Source organism: Streptomyces cinerochromogenes, assembly GCF_014648635.1.
Classification (GTDB): Bacteria; Actinomycetota; Actinomycetes; order Streptomycetales; family Streptomycetaceae; genus Streptomyces; species Streptomyces cinerochromogenes.
The window spans coordinates 795,137-812,971 of record NZ_BMRM01000001.1 but is presented as its reverse complement, the minus strand read 5'-3'; the positions used below and the strand labels follow the sequence as shown (position 1 = coordinate 812,971).

The following is a 17,835-nucleotide window of genomic DNA, read 5'->3' as shown; positions in this document are numbered from 1 at the left end:
GCCGTGCGTCTTCCCGTCGAGCACCTGACGCCGCGAGGGGCGGCACTACAGTGGGTCGGAACAAACGGAATGCAGGCAGACAAGCAACAGCGACCAGCAGGGAGCGCGTGACGTGCGGCCAGTCGGCAGCAAGTACCTGCTTGAGGAGCCGCTCGGACGCGGCGCCACAGGCACCGTCTGGCGTGCCCGCCAGAGGGAGACCGCGGGTGCCGAGGCGGCCGTGCCCGGACAGCCGGGAGAGACGGTCGCGATCAAGGTCCTGAAGGAGGAGCTGGCGAGCGACCCGGACATCGTGATGCGCTTCCTGCGCGAGCGGTCCGTGCTGCTCCGGCTCACCCACCCCAACATCGTCCGGGTCCGCGACCTGGTCGTCGAGGGCGATCTGCTGGCCCTGGTCATGGACCTCGTCGAGGGCCCCGACCTGCACCGCTACCTGCGCGAGAACGGCCCCTTCACGCCCGTCGCCGCGGCCCTGCTGACCGCCCAGATCGCCGACGCGCTCGCCGCGAGCCACGCCGACGGCGTCGTCCACCGCGACCTGAAGCCCGCCAACGTGCTGCTCCAGCAGGGCGACGGCCAGATGCACCCGATGCTGACCGACTTCGGCATCGCCCGCCTCGCCGACTCCCCGGGCCTGACCCGCACCCACGAGTTCGTCGGCACGCCCGCGTACGTCGCCCCGGAGTCCGCCGAGGGCCGCCCGCAGACCTCCGCCGTCGACATCTACGGCGCCGGCATCCTGCTGTACGAACTGGTCACCGGCCGCCCGCCGTTCGGCGGCGGCACCGCGCTGGAGGTCCTGCACCAGCACCTGAGCGCCGAGCCGCGCCGCCCCTCCACCGTCCCGGACCCGCTGTGGACGGTCATAGAGCGCTGCCTGCGCAAGAACCCGGACGAACGGCCGAGCGCCGAGAACCTGGCGCGGGCCCTGCGGGTGGTCGCCGAGGGCGTCGGGGTGCACGCGAACGCCGCGCAGATCGCCGCCGCCGAGGGCGTCGGCGCGCTGCTCGCCCCCGACCCGGCCCCGGCCGCCGTCCCGGGGGTGCCCGGCGCCGCCGACCCCACCCAGGTACTGCCGACGAACGCGCCGCAGGGGGCGTACGGCCAGCACGACCCCAACGCGGCGACCAGCGTGCTGCCGCACACCGGCGGCCCGGCCGGTGCCGCCGACCCCACCGCCGTCCTGCCGAACACGGGCGCGGCGGACCCGACGGCCGTCCTGCCGCCGGTCCCGCAGGGTCAGCAGGGGCAGTACGGGCAGCAGGGCCAGCAGGGGCAGCAGCCGCCCGAGCAGCCGCACCCGTGGCAGACGCAGCTGCGGGCCGCCCGCGACCGCAACGACCAGACGCAGATCCAGTACCTGGACCCGGACGAGGACCCGCTGCGCCGCCGCCCCCAGCGGCAGGTGGCCCGGCCCCAGCAGCAGCCGCGCCCGGCCCCGCAGGCCCGCCCGCAGCAGCCGCAGCCGCGCGGCCGGCAGCGGGCGCCGCAGGCCCCCGGCTACGGCTATCCGCAGCAGCAGCCCCAGCAGTACGCCCCGCCGCAGCAGCCCCAGCGGCCGCCGCGGTCCGAGCGGCCCGCCCCCGAGCCGCGGGCGCCGCGGCAGCGCAGCGCCAACCCGATGAAGATCCCCGGGCTGGGCTGTCTGAAGGGCTGCCTGTTCACGATCGTCATCCTGATCGTGGCGAGCTGGCTGATCTGGGAGCTGACCCCGCTCCAGGACTGGATCGGCACGGGCAAGGGCTACTGGGACCAGATGAGCGACTGGGTCGGCAAGGTCGGCGGCTGGATCAAGGATCTCGGCGGCTCCTCGGGCAGCGGAAACTGATCGCTGGTTTAGGGATTTGTCGACATCTGCCGGGTGATTTCCGTCTCCGCGGTGAAGGTTGGCTCCTCGGACGCGTAGTTTTGGCGACAACACGCGTCTGTAGGAGCAGTCTTGGCACGGAAGATCGGCAGCCGGTACACCGCGAACCAGATCCTGGGGCGGGGGAGCGCCGGCACGGTGTGGCTCGGCGAGGGACCGGACGGCCCCGTCGCCATCAAGCTGCTGCGTGAGGACCTCGCCTCCGACCAGGAGCTCGTCGGACGCTTCGTGCAGGAGCGCACCGCGCTGCTCGGCCTGGAGCACCCGCACATCGTCACCGTCCGCGACCTGGTGGTGGACGGCAACGACCTGGCGCTGGTCATGGACCTCGTGCGCGGCACCGACCTGCGCACCCGGCTGGAGCGGGAGCGGCGGCTCGCCCCCGAGGCGGCCGTGGCGATCGTCGCCGACGTCGCCGACGCGCTGGCCGCGGCCCACGCGGCCGGGGTCGTCCACCGGGACGTCAAGCCGGAGAACGTCCTGCTCGACATGCAGGGCCCGCTCGGGCCGGGCGGCGCCCACCCGGCGCTGCTGACGGACTTCGGGGTGGCCAAGCTGATCGACTCCCCGAAGCGCACCCGGGCCACGAAGATCATCGGCACACCGGACTACCTGGCCCCCGAGATCGTCGAGGGCCTGCCGCCCCGGGCCGCCGTGGACATCTACGCCCTCGCGACGGTCCTGTACGAGCTGCTGGCCGGCTTCACCCCCTTCGGCGGCGGGCACCCCGGCGCGGTGCTGCGACGGCACGTGACCGAGACCGTCGTACCGCTGCCCGGCATCCCCGAGGAGCTGTGGCAGCTGCTGGTGCAGTGCCTGGCCAAGGCCCCCGCGTCCCGGCTGCGCGCCTCGGAGCTGGCGGCGCGGCTGCGCGAGCAGCTGCCCATGCTGGCCGGGATGCCGCCGCTGGACGTCGACGACCCGGGCCTCGCCGAGGACGACCCCGAGGAACCGGCGCCGTCGGCCCCCTCCGGGGGCGAGCCGGTACGACGCCGGGGCGCGGTCTCGCTGGTCCCCGGCGCCAAGCCGGACTCCAACCGCGACACGCACACGTCGATGCGGGTCCCGGCGCCGGACGAGCTGGCCGGCGGAGCCCACGGGACGGCACGCGCGCCCCGCGCCGCCGGCGCGCCCCGTCCGGGCTCGGCCCGCCACCGGGCCGCGGTGCGCAGGCGCCGGGTGACGCTGGCAGTGGCCGGGGTGGTGCTGGCGGCTGTCGTGGGTGTCGGCGCGTGGTGGGCGTCCGCCGACGGCGACTCCGAGCCGCCCCGGCCGTCGCACAGCACGTCGGCCCCCTGACCCGGCAGGTGCCGGGTGCAGCCCGGCCCCCGCCGCTCGGCGGAGCCGTTACGCTGGAAGGCGTGGCAGTCGTCGATGTATCCGAAGAGCTGAAGTCCCTCTCCTCGACCATGGAGTCGATCGAGGCCGTCCTGGACCTCGACAAGATGAGGGCAGATATCGCCGTGCTTGAGGAGCAGGCGGCGGCCCCGTCCCTGTGGGACAACCCGGACGAGGCACAGAAGATCACCAGCAAGCTCTCCCACCTCCAGGCCGAGGTCAGGAAGGCGGAGACGCTGCGCGGGAGGATCGACGACCTGGCGGTCCTCTTCGAGATGGCCGAGGAGGAGGACGACCCGGACACCCGCGCCGAGGCCGAGTCCGAGCTGGCCGCCGTACGCAAGGCGCTGGACGAGATGGAGGTCCGTACCCTCCTGTCCGGCGAGTACGACGCCCGTGAGGCGCTCGTCAACATCCGCGCCGAGGCCGGTGGCGTCGACGCCGCCGACTTCGCCGAGAAGCTCCAGCGCATGTACCTGCGCTGGGCCGAGCAGCGCGGCTACAAGACGGAGCTGATCGAGACGTCGTACGCCGAAGAGGCCGGCATCAAGTCGACCACCTTCGCCGTGCACTCGCCGTACGCCTACGGCACCCTCTCCGTCGAGCAGGGCACGCACCGCCTCGTGCGCATCTCGCCCTTCGACAACCAGGGCCGCCGGCAGACCTCCTTCGCGGGCGTCGAGGTGCTCCCGGTCGTCGAGCAGTCCGACCACGTCGAGATCGACGAGTCCGAGCTGCGCATCGACGTCTACCGGTCCTCCGGCCCCGGCGGCCAGGGCGTCAACACGACCGACTCCGCGGTCCGCATCACGCACCTCCCCACGGGCATCGTGGTCTCCTGCCAGAACGAGCGGTCGCAGATCCAGAACAAGGCCACCGCGATGAACGTCCTCCAGGCCAAGCTGCTGGAGCGGCGCCGGCAGGAGGAGCAGGCCAAGATGGACGCCCTCAAGGGCGACGGCGGCAACTCCTGGGGCAACCAGATGCGTTCCTACGTGCTGCACCCCTACCAGATGGTCAAGGACCTGCGCACCGAGCACGAGGTGGGCAACCCGGAGGCCGTGTTCAACGGCGAGATCGACGGGTTCCTGGAGGCCGGGATTCGCTGGCGCAAGCAGCAGGAGAAGTAACTTTGTCGACATGACAACTGCCGCCCGAGGGGCGGCAGTTGTCATTTGTCTGGGTTTTACATCACACTCACAGCTTTCATCTCCCCGCAAACGCCACCCCACCGGACATTGCGCCCGCAACGCCCTTGACGTTGCTTTGAAAAATGGGAAGGGTGAGGCGCGGCATGCGTGCTTGAGGGGCGCATGTGAACCGGGGGATCGAGTTGACGCTCTTCGTCACCAGCTGCCTCCGTCGATCACGGCACGCCCCACGCGAAGCCTCATTGACGTACAGCTACTGGGGGTAGCAACCATATGACGAAGAAGACGCGGATCCGGGTCGCGCGGATAGCCGCCGGCGCCGTGATCGCGGCCGGTGCGTCGCTGACCGCGGCCGGCGCGGCTTCCGCCCTGGACCTCGATGTCCAGGCGGGTCCGATCAGCCTCGGCGTGAGCGGTGTCGGCGCCGACGGCGGCAACACCGACGGCGGCGGCGACCCTTGCCCGATCGGTATCTGCACCGACGGCGGTACCGACAGCTCGGGCGGCGCGGCTGCCAGCGGCGGCGACGCCGCGACGGGCGGCGACGCGGCCACGGGTGGTGACGCTGCGACCGGCGGTGACGCTGCCACGGGCGGTGACGCTGCAACCGGTGGCGACGCTGCCACGGGCGGTGACGCCGCGACCGGTGGTGACGCTGCGACCGGCGGTGACGCTGCGACCGGCGGTGACGCCGCGACCGGTGGCGACGCCGCGACCGGCGGTGACGCGGCCACGGGCGGCGACGCCGCGACCGGTGGTAACGGCAACTCCGGTGGTAACGGCAACTCCGGTGGTAACGGCAACTCCGGTGGTAACGGCAACTCCGGTGGCAACGGCAACTCCGGCGGTAACGGAAACTCCGGCGGTAACGGAAACTCCGGTGGCGACAGCGGCACCAGCGGTTCCACCGACGGCAGCTCCGGCAACACCGGCAGCACCGGCGGCATCGGCGGCGGCTCCACCGACGGTGGCTCCGGCAGCACCGGCGGTAACCACACCGGGCCCGAGGGCGGCAACAACAACGTGCCGCAGGCCGAAGGCTCCTCCGCGCTGACCGCGACCGGTTCCGACGACTCGGCGCAGGGCGGCGGCAAGCAGCTCGCCGAGACCGGTGCCGGCCAGACCGCGTTCCTGCTCGTCGGCGCGGCCACCATGATCGCCGGCGGTATCGGCTTCCGTGTCCTGCCGCGTCTGGTGAGCGGCCGGGGCGGCGCCGCCGCCTGACCGTAGCCACACGGTCGCGCAGCGCACGCACAGTGCACGGCGAAGGGCCCGGAGCTTGGCGCTCCGGGCCCTTTACGACGCTTGGACGGGGTTTCTCACCCGGTCACACGGTCTGGTGCGCCAGCAGCGCCACCGCGGCGATCAGCACCGCCAGCAGCGCGATCAACGCCATCGGGTTCAGCCCGTTCAGGCCCCCGAGGAAGCCCTGCTGCTGCAGACGCTCGCGGTTGGCACGGCACACCGGGCACCGGCCCTCGTTCACGGGCGCCGCGCAGTTCGCGCACACCAACCGGTCGTACGTCATGCGCTCGCCCTCCTTGCACCGGCCATCACATGTACAACGTTCGCGGCGACGAGAACGTTCCCCCGCGTTCCCGTGCTCCTTCGTTTCCCTTCCACTGTGCCAGGTTCCCGCGGACCGTGCGCGGGGCCTGCCGGGAACGGGCCCGGAGCGGCGGCCGGTACAAAAACGTACAAGTCTTGCCCAACCTCAACCCGCGACTGCACTTGCACACCCGGTTCGCGTATGGTCACGCTCATCTACCCCCGGCGACCCGTGGTGCATCCGTGATCCGATTCGACAACGTCTCCAAGGTCTACCCCAAGCAGACCCGGCCCGCACTCAGGGATGTCTCCCTGGAGGTGGAGAAGGGCGAGTTCGTCTTCCTCGTGGGGTCCTCCGGCTCCGGAAAGTCCACCTTCCTGCGGCTCATCCTCCGCGAGGAGCGGTGCAGCCACGGCCAGGTGCACGTGCTGGGCAAGGACCTCGCCCGGCTGTCCAACTGGAAGGTGCCGCAGATGCGACGCCAGCTGGGCACGGTCTTCCAGGACTTCCGGCTGCTGCCGAACAAGACGGTCGCGGAGAACGTGGCCTTCGCGCAGGAGGTCATCGGCAAGTCCCGCGGCGAGATCCGCAAGTCCGTACCGCAGGTGCTCGACCTCGTCGGGCTCGGCGGCAAGGAGGACCGCAGGCCCGGCGAGCTGTCCGGCGGTGAGCAGCAGCGCGTCGCCATCGCGCGCGCGTTCGTCAACCGGCCGAAGCTGCTCATCGCCGACGAGCCCACCGGCAACCTCGACCCGCAGACCTCCGTCGGCATCATGAAGCTGCTCGACCGCATCAACCGCACGGGCACCACCGTCATCATGGCGACGCACGACCAGAACATCGTGGACCAGATGCGCAAGCGCGTCATCGAGCTGGAGAAGGGCCGCCTCGTCCGCGACCAGGCCCGCGGCGTCTACGGCTACCAGCACTGACCGCACCAGCACCCAGTTCCCGAAAGGCCTGAAGAACCCGCCATGCGCGCCCAGTTCGTCCTGTCGGAGATCGGTGTCGGTCTCCGCCGCAACCTGACGATGACCTTCGCCGTCATCGTCTCCGTCGCCCTGTCCCTGGCCCTGTTCGGCGGTTCGCTGCTGATGAGCGACCAGGTGAGCACCATGAAGGGCTACTGGTACGACAAGGTCAACGTCTCGATCTTCCTGTGCAACAAGCACGACGCGGAGAACGACGTGCACTGCGCCAAGGGCGCGGTCACCGAGGACCAGAAGAAGCAGATCCTCGCGGACCTCAAGCAGATGCAGGTCGTCGAGAAGGTGACCTACGAATCGCAGGACGAGGCCTACAAGCACTACAAGGAGCAGTTCGGCAACTCCCCGCTGGCGGGCTCGCTCACGCCGGACCAGATGCAGGAGTCCTACCGGATCAAGCTCAAGGACCCGCAGAAGTACCAGGTGATCGCGACCGCGTTCAACGGGCGCGACGGCGTGCAGTCGGTGCAGGACCAGAAGGGCATCCTGGACAACCTCTTCCAGCTGCTGAACCTGATGAACCGGGGCGCGCTCGGCGTGATGGCGATGATGCTGATCGTCGCGCTGCTGCTGATCGTCAACACCGTGCGCGTCTCGGCGTTCAGCCGTCGGCGCGAAACCGGGATCATGCGCCTGGTCGGTGCCTCGGGCTTCTACATCCAGGCGCCGTTCATCGCCGAGGCCGCGGTCGCCGGGCTCATCGGCGGCGGCCTCGCCTGTGTGGCGCTCGTGGTCGGCCGGTACTTCACCATCGACCACGGCATGGAGCTGTCCCACAAGCTGACGCTCATCAACTTCGTCGGCTGGGACGCGGTGTTGACCAAGCTGCCGCTCATCCTCGCGACCAGTGTGCTGATGCCCTCGCTCGCGGCGTTCTTCGCCCTGCGCAAGTACCTCAAGGTGTGACGCATGCCAAGGGGGTCGTACGGTCATCCGGCCGTACGGCCCCTTCGCGTTGCCCTAGACTCGCCGCCATGTCAGGCCGTGACCCGTTCTGTCAGCCCCGCCGCGTCCGCCGCGGGGCCGCCCTGACATTGGTCTTCGCCGGTGTGCTGATCGCCGGCGCCGCCACCGGCTCCTTCCCCGAACCCGACGGTTCCGCGCGGAAGACCGCCGTCGGTCCGGCGGGGCCGGCCGCCCGGCACGAGGCCGTCGAGCGGGCCGCCGCCGAGGCGATGGCCGACGGCAAGTCCCCGATGGAGGCCGCCGAACGGGCCGTCAGCCGCAGCGGGGACCGCTGGGCCGCGGTCTACTCCGAGGGCGAGTACGAGGAGTTCCAGGACGCCCTCGACGGCCGCTACACCGGCGTCGGCCTGTCGGCGCGGCAGGCGCCGGACGGCCGGGTCGAGGTCACGCGCGTGCAGCCCGGATCGCCCGCCGCCGACGCCGGGATCCGCACCGGCGACCGGCTGCGCAGCGTCGACGGCCAGGCGGTCGACGGGCGGCCGGTCACCGAGGTGGTCGCGTTACTGCGCGGTGACGCGCTGCGCGGGGAGGCGGCGGACGCCCCGGCCGGTACGACGGTCACCCTCGGTCTGGAGCGCGGCACGCGCGCGTGGACCAGGACCCTGCACCGGGCCAGGCTGTCCACCGACCCCGTGACCGTGCACCGGCTGCCCGGCGGGGTCACCGTCCTGAAGATCGCCGCCTTCACCAAGGGCTCCGCCGACGCGGTCCGCGAGGCCCTGCGCACCACCCCGGCCGACGGCCGGACCGTCCTCGACCTGCGGGGCAACTCCGGCGGCCTGGTCACCGAGGCGGTGGACACCGCCTCCGCCTTCCTGGACGGCGGCCTGGTCGCCACCTACGACGTCGACGGCGCCCAGCGCGCCCTGCACGCCGCTCCCGGCGGCGACACCGCCCGCCCCCTGGTCGTCCTCGTCGACGGCGGCACCATGAGCGCGGCCGAGCTGCTCACCGGCGCCCTCCAGGACCGGGGCCGCGCGGTGGTGATCGGCTCCCGCACCTTCGGCAAGGGCTCCGTCCAGATGCCGACGACCCTGCCCGACGGCTCGGTGGCCGAGCTGACCGTCGGCCACTACCGCACCCCCCTGGGCCACGCCGTCGACGGCCGGGGCATCACCCCCGACCTGGAGGCCGGCACCCACGCGCTGGAGCGGGCCGAGACGGTGCTCACCGGCCTCGGCGACCCGTCGTAGCCTCGCGTAATCGGCTGTACTCGGACCCCCTGTGTGGTGCGAAAATGGTCGGCACTATGAGCAAGGGAATGTACGTACCGAAGGAGTCCCAGCCCAAGCAGGGCGGCGGGGCCGCCAAGGCCCGGGACGGCGAGAAGGGCGGCAAGCGCAAGATCGTCGCCCAGAACAAGAAGGCCCGGCACGACTACGCGATCATCGACACCTACGAGGCCGGGCTCGTGCTCATGGGCACGGAGGTCAAGTCGCTGCGCGAGGGCCGGACCTCGCTGGCCGACGGCTTCGTCCAGATCGACCGGGGCGAGGCGTGGCTGCACAACGCCCACATCCCGGAATACCACCAGGGCAGCTGGACCAACCACTCCGCGCGCCGCAAGCGCAAGCTGCTCCTGCACCGCGAGGAGATCGACAAGCTGGAGGCGAAGTCCCAGGAGACGGGACACACGATCGTGCCCCTCGCCATCTACTTCAAGGACGGCCGGGCGAAGGCCGAGATCGCTCTCGCACGGGGCAAGAAGGAGTACGACAAACGGCAGACGCTGCGCGAGAAGCAGGACCGGCGGGAGGCGGACCGGGCGATCTCGGCGGCGAAGCGCAAGCAGCGCGGCGCCTAGCCGGCCGGCCCCCGGGAATAGGCTGGCATCGTCGGGCGTTGGTCACGTACGATGGCAGTGCACCCCACAGAGGGTGCGCGAACCCTCCACGGAGGGGATTGAAAAATCAACATGGGGATGATCGGTTTCGACAGCGGCTGTCGAAGCAGGGGAAGCGTGTCGAGGAAGCGGCAATGATCTCGTAAACCATATGTCGCAAAAAATAATCGCCAACACCAAGCGCGATTCCTTCGCCCTCGCTGCCTAAGTAGCGACTTGCGAAGTGTCAGCCCGGGGCTGTTCCCGACCCGGATCCTGGCATCAGCTAGGGAACTAAACCTCTAGGCCCGGTCACGGGGTGTAGAGGGAAATCAAACAGTGACTGAGCCCGTCGGAGACTTGTCCGCGTGATCTCCGGGGCCGAGAAAATCGCAGCGGACTGCACACGGAGAAGCCCTGATTCCGCACCGTTGGACGCGGGTTCGATTCCCGCCATCTCCACGAGGCCCCTCCGGGGGTCACACCCCATGTGGGCAAAGGCCCCGTCGCTTCTCGCGGCGGGGCCTTTGTCATGGGGTTCCCCGCACCCCGCCGGTGCGGGTGAGCGAGGCAACCCCCAGCGCGAGGGTGGCCGCCGCCACCGGCACGGCGTACGCCGAGGCGGGGGAGAGGTGCTCCGCCGCCCAGCCTCCCGCCGCCGAGCCGGCCGCGATCCCGGTGAGCAGCCCCGTCACCATCAGGCTCATCCCCTCGTTCAGCCGGTCGGCCGGGGTGCGCTTCTGCACCAGCGTCATCGCCGTCACCATCGTCGGTGCCGTCGCCATGCCCGCGACCAGCAGCGCGGCCGCCAGTGCCCAGAGCGAACCGGCGAGGCCCGCGGCGGCCCACGGCAGGGTCATGAGCGCGGCCATGGCGGCCAGGCACCAGGAGAAGCGCACCCCCTCCGGCTTCCGCGCCCCGAACGCCAGCCCCGCCGCGCACGAGCCGGCCGCCTGGAGCGCGAGCACGGCACCGGCCGCCGCGCGATGCCCCTGGGCGTCGGCGTAGGCGATCGTGACGACCTCCATGGAGCCGAACACCGCGCCGGTCGCGGCGAAGCAGACCAGCAGGGGCGGGATGCCCGGGCTGCGCAGCGGCGAGGGCCCCTGCGAGCGGGGCGTCGGCGGCGGCTCGGTCGCCCGCTGGGCGGTGAACAGCAGCATGCCGGCGAGCAGCAGCACCGCCGCGGCCAGTGTGCCCGCCTCCGGGAAGAACGCGCCGGTCAGGAAGGACGCCAGGGCCGGTCCGAGCATGAAGCACAGCTCGTCCGCGGCCTGCTCGAAGGCGTTCGCGGTGTGCAGGGCGCCCGGTTCGCCGCGCAGCAGATGGGCCCAGCGGGCGCGGGAGAGACCGCCGATGTTGGGGGTGGCCGCGGTGCCGGCATAGGCGGCGAACAGGGACCAGCCGGGGGCGTCGTAGCGGACGCACAGCAGCAGGGCGAGGCTGCCCAGCACCGAGACCACCGTGGCCGGCAGCGCGACGCGGGCCTGTCCGTGCCGGTCCACCAGCCGGGCGAGCAGGGGCCCGGCCACCGCGGTCGCCGCGAGCCCGGTCGCGGTGACGGCACCGGCGAGGGCGTACGAGCCCCGTGACCCGGCGATCATCACGACCGCGCTCACGCTGAACATGCCGATGGGGAGGCGGGCGAGGAGGTTGCCGGCGGTGAAGCGGCGGGCGCCGGGAAGAGCGAAGAGGTAGCGGTATCCGGTGGTGTGCCGAGCGGTGGGTGGTATCTGTCTGTCTTCGGCGGTCTGTTGCGGCATGGCTCCACGGTCCCCCGGAGTGGATCACCGGGTCCAACACCTTCCGCGTGCCGATTCACGCACCCGCGTTGTAAGTTCGTCGGCATGCCCGCTCCCGCTCACATAGACCCCCGCCTGCTGCGCGCCTTCGTGACCGTCGCCGAGGAACTGCACTTCACCCGGGCCGCGGCCCGCCTCTACGTCGCCCAGCAGGCGCTCAGCCGGGACGTACGGCGGCTGGAGCGGGAGCTGGGCGCCGAGCTGTTCGTCCGGACCACCCGGCAGGTCACGCTGACCCCGGACGGCGAACGGCTGCTGCCGCACGCGCGCCGGGTCCTAGCCGCCCAGGACGACCTGCTCGCCGCGTTCGCGGCCGGCCAGGCCCGCCCCCTGCTGGTCGACCTCAACTCACCCGGCATGCTCACCGGCCGCCGCGTCCTGCACCGGGCCCGGGAACTCGCCCCCGACTGCGAGCTGATGGCCCGCTACGAGAGCGGCCTCACCAAAGCCGCCGCCGACCTGCTCGCCGGCCGCCTGGACGTCTCCTTCGGCCGGTTCGCCGGCCTCGACCCGGCGCTCCGCTCCGGGCTGGAGCAGCAGCCGGTGCGGTACGAGCCGATGGCCGTGCTCCTGCCCGAGGACCACCCGCTGGCCGGGTCGGCCGAGGTGCCGCTGTCCGCGCTGGCCGGGGAGACGGTGTACGCCGGTGCCGGCAACCCGCGCACCCGGGAGTGGACCGAGCTGGCCGTACGGCTCTTCGACCGGCACGCCGTCCGGCTCGCCCCGCCCCTGCCGCTGGCCGTCGGGGACGAGGAGTTCCGCCGCGTCATGGCGAAGACCCGGCACCCGGTACTCGCCGTCGTGGACTTCCCGGCCCTCCCGGGCACGGTACGGCGTCCTCTCGTCGACCCGGTTCCGCTGTCGCCCGTCTCCCTGGTCTGGCGGAAAGGGCTGGTTCATCCCGGACTGACCGCACTGCGGACGGCGGTGGCCGAGATCGCCCGGGCGGAGGGGTGGCTGCGGCGGCCTGCCGGGGGGTGGATTCCGGCCATGGATGAGGAGGTGATGAACGACGTGCGCTACATTCATGGCCCGGGCACAGGGTGGTGATGGGGGCGCTCGGACCGGGTGGGGGCCTGGTCCATCGACGGAGGCCCGGATCGTGAGCGCACCCTTCGAACGGTCCCGTGGGGGGATGTGCGCGCGTGAAGAAATGTCCTGAAGACGCCCAACCTGAGCGGCGGGAAGTCGCGTCCGCTAGGACCGCTGCGTCTGCGGACGGGGATGAGGAACGGATGCTTTCGGCCGCGCGTTGCACGGAGCCGACGGAGCCCACTGAGTCGGCTGAGCCCGCTGAGTCGGCCGAGCCCGCTGAGACTGCCGAGTCGGCAGAGGCTGCCGTCGAGTCGGCGGGGGCTGTCGCTGAGGCCCCGGAGGCCGTTGAGCCCCCCGGGGCTTCGGAGCCGACGGAGGCTGCAGCCTCTGCCGGCCCGGCCGAGAGCGCCACCGGGTCTGCCGCGTCGACTGAAGGTGCCGAGGCAGCTGCGTCTGCCGCGCCCGCCGAGGCTGCCGGACCCGCCGTGCCCGCCGTGCCCGCCGTGCTGGCCGAGGCTGCCGCGCCCACCAAGCCGGCCGAACCTGCCGTGCCCTCCGAGCCCGCCGACGGCGCCCCTGAGCCTGCCGACGGCGCTCCCGAGTCCGCCGAGGCTGCCCCTGAGCGCCCCGAGCCCGCCGACGCCACCCCCGGCTCCGCCCAGCCCGCCGCGCTCTCCGGTCCGGACGACGTGACCGTCCAGCTGGAGGACGTCCGTATCGCCCCTGCGGGTCCGCAGACGGCCGTGCACGAGCCGGGGTCGGCCGTGGGTGAGGTCCGTCGGTCCGACGGGCCGGTGTTCGTGGATGCGTCGGGGCGTCGTAGCCGGCGTTTCCGTCGGCTCGGTGTGGCCGTGGGCGTGGCCTGTGCCGGTTACGCCGCCGTCATCGTCGCCACCCTGCTGTCCGGCAACTCCGCCGCCCCCTGGCTGCCGGTGCCGGGCCAGAGAGAGGACAAGCCGGCCGGCAAGGTGGACACCTCCCCGCTGCCCAGCGCCTCCACGACCCCGGCCCCGCCCGGAACCGGCGCGCTGACCGGACCGGCCGTGGGCGCCGCGGCGACCGGCACCGCCGTACCCGGCAGCGGGGCCCCCGCCGACGCCGCCACCGGGGCCGACGCGTCCGCTCCCGCCGAGCCGACGCCCGGCACCTCCACCGCGCCCGGCGCCACGGACTCCGCGTCCCCGGCCGCACCGACCGCCGGCGAGTCCCCGGTCCCGTCCGCCACCGGCACCGCCACCGCTCCGGCGCCCACGCCGACCCCGACGGGCCCCGCGCACACCCCGCCCGGCCGCACCCGGCACCCGCACCCCAAGCTCTCCCTCTGACCAGGCGGAACCCCCTCAGATGGCCTCACACCCCCGGCGCCGTACCCGGCTGCCGCTGCGCTACCTGCTGCCCCTCGTGGTCCTCGCCGCCACGCTGGCGATGCTGATGCTGCGCGGCTACGTGCACAACGAGATCCTCGCGGACCACCGCGTCCGCCCCGCCGCCGCGAACGACGACGTGCCGCGGCGGATCCTGGACGGCGGCCCGGTCATCGACACCCGCCACGACCGCGCCCGCAGCCTGCGCATCCCCGACCACCACATCGTCCTCACCTTCGACGACGGTCCCGACCCGACCTGGACCCCGAAGGTCCTGGACGTGCTGAAGAAGCACCACGCGCACGCGGTCTTCTTCGTGACCGGCACCATGACCTCCCGCCACCCCGAGCTGGTCCGGCGCATGGTCGAGGAGGGGCACGAGGTGGGCCTGCACACCTTCGGCCACCCCGACCTGTCGTACCACTCCACGAAGCGGATCGACTGGGAGCTGTCCCAGAACCAGCTGGCGCTCGCCGGAGCGGCCGGTATCCGCAGCTCGCTGTTCCGGCCGCCGTACTCGTCCTCCGCCGACGCGATCGACAACAGGTCCTGGCCGGTCACGCGGTACATCGGCAGCCGTGGCTACCTCACCGTCGTGGACGACGCCGACAGCGAGGACTGGCGCAAGCCGGGCGTCGAGCGGATCCTCCGCAACGCCACCCCGCACGGCGGCCGGGGCGCGGTCGTCCTGATGCACGACTCGGGCGGCGACCGGCACCAGACCGTACAGGCGCTGGACCGGCTGCTGCCCCGGCTCCAGCAGCAGGGCTACACCTTCCAGACCCTCACCGGCGCGCTGCGCGCACCGAGCGCGGACACCGAGGTCACGGGCCTCGACCTGTGGAAGGGGAAGGCCTGGGTCTTCCTGGTGCGGGCGTCCGACGACATCACCACGGCCCTCGTCGTCGGCCTGGCCGCCGTCGGCGTCCTCGTCCTCGGCCGTTTCGCCCTGATGCTGCTGCTGTCCGGCGCCCACGCCCGCCGCACCCGGCGTCCCGGCTTCCGCTGGGGCGAGGGGCCGGTCACCGAGCCGGTGTCGGTGCTCGTACCGGCGTACAACGAGGCCAAGTGCATCGAGAACACGGTCCGTTCCCTGATGCGCAGCGAGCACCCCATCGAGGTGCTCGTCATCGACGACGGCTCCGGCGACGGCACCGCGGACATCGTCGAGGCGCTCGGCCTGCCCGAGGTCCGCGTGATCCGCCAGGCCAACGCGGGCAAACCCGCCGCGCTCAACCGGGGCGTGGCCGCCGCCCGGTACGACCTGGTCGTGATGATGGACGGCGACACGGTCTTCGAGCCCGCCACGGTCCGTGAACTCGTCCAGCCCTTCGCCGACCCGCGCGTCGGCGCGGTCGCCGGCAACGCCAAGGTCGGCAACAAGAACCGGCTCATCGGCGCCTGGCAGCACATCGAGTACGTGATGGGCTTCAACCTCGACCGCCGGATGTACGACATCCTGCGCTGCATGCCGACGATCCCGGGCGCGGTCGGGGCGTTCCGCCGCTCGGCGCTGGAGCGGGTCGGCGGCATGAGCGACGACACGCTCGCCGAGGACACCGACGTCACGATGGCCCTCCACCGCGACGGCTGGCGGGTGGTGTACGCCGAGAAGGCCCGGGCGTGGACGGAGGCGCCGGAGACGGTCCAGCAGCTGTGGTCCCAGCGCTACCGCTGGTCGTACGGCACCATGCAGGCGATCTGGAAGCACCGGCGCGCGCTGTTCGAGAGGGGTCCGTCGGGCCGCTTCGGCCGCGTCGGCCTGCCCCTGGTCTCCCTCTTCACGGTCGTCGCCCCGCTCCTGGCCCCCCTGATCGACCTGTTCCTCGTCTACGGCCTCGTCTTCGGCCCGACTGGGAAGACGATCGCGGCCTGGTGCGCCGTCCTGGCCGTCCAGGCGGCCTGCGCGGCCTACGCCTTCCACCTCGACCGCGAGCGCCTCACCCCGCTCCTCGCCCTCCCCCTCCAGCAGCTCCTCTACCGCCAGCTCATGTACGTCGTCCTCCTCCAGTCCTGGATCACCGCCCTGACCGGCGGCCGACTGCGCTGGCAGAAGCTCCGCCGCACGGGCGGGGTGACGGCACCGCCGGCCTCTACTCCGGGTGGGCCACCGCTTCCTTCTGCAACTGCACCGCGGCCAGCAGACTGAGCGCCGGCTCGGCCTGCCGCAGCGCCTTGATGGCGGCGACGGAGGTGATGTCCCCGGTGAAGCCGACGTCGGCCAGCCGGGCGCGGACCCAGTCGGCCCGAAGCCGCCCCTCGCCGGCGCCGGCGGTCTCCTCGACGATGGCGACCGCCCGCTCCAGCCCGGCCCGCTCCTCCTCCGAGGCCCCGTCCAAGGCCTCGCGCAGCGCCGCCGCGACGAGGTCGGAGTCCCGGATGACCAGTACGAGGTCCTGCCGCTTGCTGAATCCCGCGAATCCCTTCATACCGATCATGCTCGCCGCCGCGGGCCGCGCTCTCCAAACCACTTGAGCAGTTCCAGAGCCTTGTCAGCGAGCGGATGCTCCGCTTTCGGCCACGTACGGCAGGAACTCGGCCCAGGCGGAGGGGGCGAGGGTGAGGTGGGGGGTGGTGGGGGTCTTGGAGTCGCGGATGTGGATGGTGGTGGGGGTGGTGGCCACCTCGACGCAGTTGGACTCCAGGTGGGGGACAGCCCGCTGGACCGGGGGCCGGGAAGCTGCTGTGGTTCGAGGTGGGGAGCCGGTGAGCCGCGCCTGAGCGGCCCCGGCCTACGCGGCCCCCCGCTACGCGTCCGCGTACTTCGCGTCCGTCGCCGGGTCCAGTGCCAGCCGGTAGCCCCGCTTCACCACCGTCTGGATCAGTTTGGGGGTGCCGAGGGCCGTGCGGAGGCGGGTCATCGCCGTTTCCACCGCGTGCTCGTCCCGGCCGGCTCCGGGCAGCGCGCGGAGGAGGTCGGCCCGGGCGACCACCCAGCCGGGGCGGCGGGCCAGGGCGCGCAGGAGGGACATGCCGGCCGGGGGGACGGGCTTGAGGTCGCCGTCCACCAGGACCGCGTGGCCGCGGATCTCGACGCGGTGGCCGGCGATGGGCAACGCGCGGGCGCGGGACGGGAGTTCCTGGCACAGGAGCTGGACCAGGGGGCCGAGGCGGAAGCGTTCCGGCTGGACCGTGTCGATCCCGCGCGCCTGGAGGGGGAGCGCGGTGACCGGGCCCACGCAGGCCGGCAGGACGTCGTGGGCCAGGGCCGCCAGCAGCTCGTCCAGCAGGCCGCGGTCCTCCGCGCGGGAGAGGAGGGAGGCCGCGGCGGGCGCACTGGTGAAGGTGAGGGCGTCCAGGCCGCGGGTGACGGCCGCGTCCAGGAGGCGGTCCAGCGGGCCGAGGTCCTCCGGGGGCATCCAGCGGTACACCGGGACGGGGACCACCTCCGCCCCGGCCGCGCGGAGCGACTCCACGAAGCCCGGGAGGGGTTCGCCGTGGAGCTGTACGGCTACCCGGGTGCCGTCGACGCCCTCCTCCAGGAGACGGTCCAGGACCTCGGCCAGGGACTCCGAGGAGGGGGACCACTCCTCCGTGAGGCCCGCCGCCCGGATCGCACCCTTGACCTTCGGGCCGCGCGCCAGCAGCCGTGCCCCGCGCAGCCGGCCGAGGAGCTGCTCACCGAGGCCCCAGCCGTCGGCGGCCTCGACCCAGCCCCGGAAGCCGATCGCGGTGGTGGCCACGACCACGTCCGGCACGTGGTCGATGATCTCCTTCGTGGCGGCGAGCAGTTCGCCGTCGTCGGCGAGCGGCACGATCCGCAGCGCGGGGGCATGCAGGACGGTGGCGCCGCGCCGCCGCAGCAGGGCGCCCAGCTCGTCGGCCCGGCGGGCGGCGGTGACGCCCACGGTGAACCCGGCGAGGGGGCCGTGCTCGCGGTGCTGCTCTTCGTCGTACATGGGGCTCTCCTAGCTGACCGGCACGCCGAACGAGCCTGTCAACGAAGCGTGACAGG

Annotated in this window: 16 protein-coding genes and 1 other RNA gene; 12 read left to right on the top strand and 5 right to left on the bottom strand. The window is 72.5% G+C overall.

Annotated features, from left to right (window positions below; translation table 11 throughout):
- Positions 1–112: 112 nt before the first annotated feature.
- The 4 genes from IEZ20_RS03580 (at position 113) to IEZ20_RS03565 (ending at position 5,580) form a co-directional block, all read left to right on the top strand.
- A complete protein-coding gene (locus IEZ20_RS03580; RefSeq protein ID WP_189294567.1) occupies positions 113–1,828 on the top strand; it encodes a serine/threonine-protein kinase in 1,716 nt (571 codons plus the stop codon).
- 111 nt (positions 1,829–1,939) lie between these two features.
- Positions 1,940–3,166 (top strand): serine/threonine-protein kinase, encoded by a 1,227-nt coding sequence (locus IEZ20_RS03575; protein ID WP_189294566.1) that lies wholly within the window; start codon positions 1,940–1,942, stop codon positions 3,164–3,166.
- A 62-nt stretch (positions 3,167–3,228) separates the two neighbouring features.
- Positions 3,229–4,335: a peptide chain release factor 2 gene (prfB, locus tag IEZ20_RS03570; protein ID WP_189294565.1), complete on the top strand. Its 1,107-nt coding sequence runs from the start codon at positions 3,229–3,231 to the stop codon at positions 4,333–4,335.
- 294 nt (positions 4,336–4,629) lie between these two features.
- Complete coding sequence (locus IEZ20_RS03565) at positions 4,630–5,580, top strand: hypothetical protein (RefSeq protein WP_189294564.1); 951 nt, start codon at positions 4,630–4,632, stop codon at positions 5,578–5,580.
- 103 nt (positions 5,581–5,683) lie between these two features.
- Here the strand turns inward: IEZ20_RS03565 and IEZ20_RS03560 are convergent, their stop codons facing one another.
- Positions 5,684–5,884: a hypothetical protein gene (locus IEZ20_RS03560; protein ID WP_189294563.1), complete on the bottom strand. Its 201-nt coding sequence runs from the start codon at positions 5,882–5,884 to the stop codon at positions 5,684–5,686.
- Positions 5,885–6,147: 263 nt separating this feature from the next.
- On the opposite strand from IEZ20_RS03560, the gene ftsE reads away from it, so the two are divergent.
- The 5 genes from ftsE (at position 6,148) to ssrA (ending at position 10,144) form a co-directional block, all read left to right on the top strand.
- Positions 6,148–6,837, top strand: coding sequence for a cell division ATP-binding protein FtsE (ftsE, locus tag IEZ20_RS03555; protein ID WP_030610589.1), 690 nt, complete (start codon positions 6,148–6,150; stop codon positions 6,835–6,837).
- Between the two features lie 42 nt (positions 6,838–6,879).
- Positions 6,880–7,797 carry a permease-like cell division protein FtsX gene (gene ftsX, locus IEZ20_RS03550; protein WP_189294562.1) on the top strand — a complete coding sequence of 306 codons (918 nt, stop codon included), beginning with the start codon at positions 6,880–6,882 and terminating at the stop codon, positions 7,795–7,797.
- A 68-nt stretch (positions 7,798–7,865) separates the two neighbouring features.
- On the top strand, positions 7,866–9,050 hold the full coding sequence (locus tag IEZ20_RS03545; RefSeq protein WP_189294561.1) for a S41 family peptidase: 1,185 nt from the start codon (positions 7,866–7,868) through the stop codon (positions 9,048–9,050).
- A 68-nt stretch (positions 9,051–9,118) separates the two neighbouring features.
- Positions 9,119–9,661, top strand: coding sequence for an SsrA-binding protein SmpB (gene smpB, locus IEZ20_RS03540; protein ID WP_229895860.1), 543 nt, complete (start codon positions 9,119–9,121; stop codon positions 9,659–9,661).
- 113 nt (positions 9,662–9,774) lie between these two features.
- Positions 9,775–10,144: a transfer-messenger RNA gene (ssrA, locus tag IEZ20_RS03535) on the top strand.
- Positions 10,145–10,209: 65 nt separating this feature from the next.
- Here ssrA and IEZ20_RS03530 read toward each other — a convergent pair.
- Positions 10,210–11,442: an MFS transporter gene (locus IEZ20_RS03530; protein ID WP_189294560.1), complete on the bottom strand. Its 1,233-nt coding sequence runs from the start codon at positions 11,440–11,442 to the stop codon at positions 10,210–10,212.
- Positions 11,443–11,526: 84 nt separating this feature from the next.
- On the opposite strand from IEZ20_RS03530, the gene IEZ20_RS03525 reads away from it, so the two are divergent.
- From IEZ20_RS03525 to IEZ20_RS03515, 3 genes are all read left to right on the top strand, one after another.
- Positions 11,527–12,531, top strand: coding sequence for a LysR family transcriptional regulator (locus IEZ20_RS03525; RefSeq protein ID WP_189294559.1), 1,005 nt, complete (start codon positions 11,527–11,529; stop codon positions 12,529–12,531).
- 470 nt (positions 12,532–13,001) lie between these two features.
- Entirely contained in the window at positions 13,002–13,841 is an 840-nt protein-coding gene (locus tag IEZ20_RS03520; RefSeq protein ID WP_229895850.1) for a hypothetical protein, read from the top strand.
- A 19-nt stretch (positions 13,842–13,860) separates the two neighbouring features.
- Entirely contained in the window at positions 13,861–16,029 is a 2,169-nt protein-coding gene (locus IEZ20_RS03515) for a bifunctional polysaccharide deacetylase/glycosyltransferase family 2 protein (RefSeq protein ID WP_189294558.1), read from the top strand.
- Here IEZ20_RS03515 and IEZ20_RS03510 read toward each other — a convergent pair.
- From IEZ20_RS03510 to IEZ20_RS03500, 3 genes are all read right to left on the bottom strand, one after another.
- Complete coding sequence (locus IEZ20_RS03510) at positions 15,974–16,309, bottom strand: hypothetical protein (protein ID WP_189294557.1); 336 nt, start codon at positions 16,307–16,309, stop codon at positions 15,974–15,976. The genes IEZ20_RS03515 and IEZ20_RS03510 overlap by 56 nt on opposite strands.
- Before the next feature lie 63 nt (positions 16,310–16,372).
- A complete protein-coding gene (locus IEZ20_RS03505) occupies positions 16,373–16,504 on the bottom strand; it encodes a DUF397 domain-containing protein (protein WP_373303880.1) in 132 nt (43 codons plus the stop codon).
- A 123-nt stretch (positions 16,505–16,627) separates the two neighbouring features.
- Positions 16,628–17,779 (bottom strand): uroporphyrinogen-III synthase, encoded by a 1,152-nt coding sequence (locus IEZ20_RS03500; RefSeq protein ID WP_189294556.1) that lies wholly within the window; start codon positions 17,777–17,779, stop codon positions 16,628–16,630.
- Between the last annotated feature and the right edge of the window lie 56 nt (positions 17,780–17,835).

Excerpts from the sequence above, each read along its gene's own strand:
- ftsX (WP_189294562.1), top strand. The coding sequence starts at position 6,880 with ATGCGCGCCCAGTTCGTCCTGTCGGAGATCGGTGTCGGTCTCCGCCGC.
- IEZ20_RS03515 (WP_189294558.1), top strand. The coding sequence starts at position 13,861 with ATGGCCTCACACCCCCGGCGCCGTACCCGGCTGCCGCTGCGCTACCTG.
- IEZ20_RS03525 (WP_189294559.1), top strand. The coding sequence starts at position 11,527 with ATGCCCGCTCCCGCTCACATAGACCCCCGCCTGCTGCGCGCCTTCGTG.
- IEZ20_RS03565 (WP_189294564.1), top strand. The coding sequence starts at position 4,630 with ATGACGAAGAAGACGCGGATCCGGGTCGCGCGGATAGCCGCCGGCGCC.
- smpB (WP_229895860.1), top strand. The coding sequence starts at position 9,119 with ATGTACGTACCGAAGGAGTCCCAGCCCAAGCAGGGCGGCGGGGCCGCC.
- IEZ20_RS03500 (WP_189294556.1), bottom strand. The coding sequence starts at position 17,779 with ATGTACGACGAAGAGCAGCACCGCGAGCACGGCCCCCTCGCCGGGTTC.
- IEZ20_RS03560 (WP_189294563.1), bottom strand. The coding sequence starts at position 5,884 with ATGACGTACGACCGGTTGGTGTGCGCGAACTGCGCGGCGCCCGTGAAC.
- IEZ20_RS03510 (WP_189294557.1), bottom strand. The coding sequence starts at position 16,309 with ATGAAGGGATTCGCGGGATTCAGCAAGCGGCAGGACCTCGTACTGGTC.
- IEZ20_RS03545 (WP_189294561.1), top strand. The coding sequence starts at position 7,866 with ATGTCAGGCCGTGACCCGTTCTGTCAGCCCCGCCGCGTCCGCCGCGGG.
- IEZ20_RS03530 (WP_189294560.1), bottom strand. The coding sequence starts at position 11,442 with ATGCCGCAACAGACCGCCGAAGACAGACAGATACCACCCACCGCTCGG.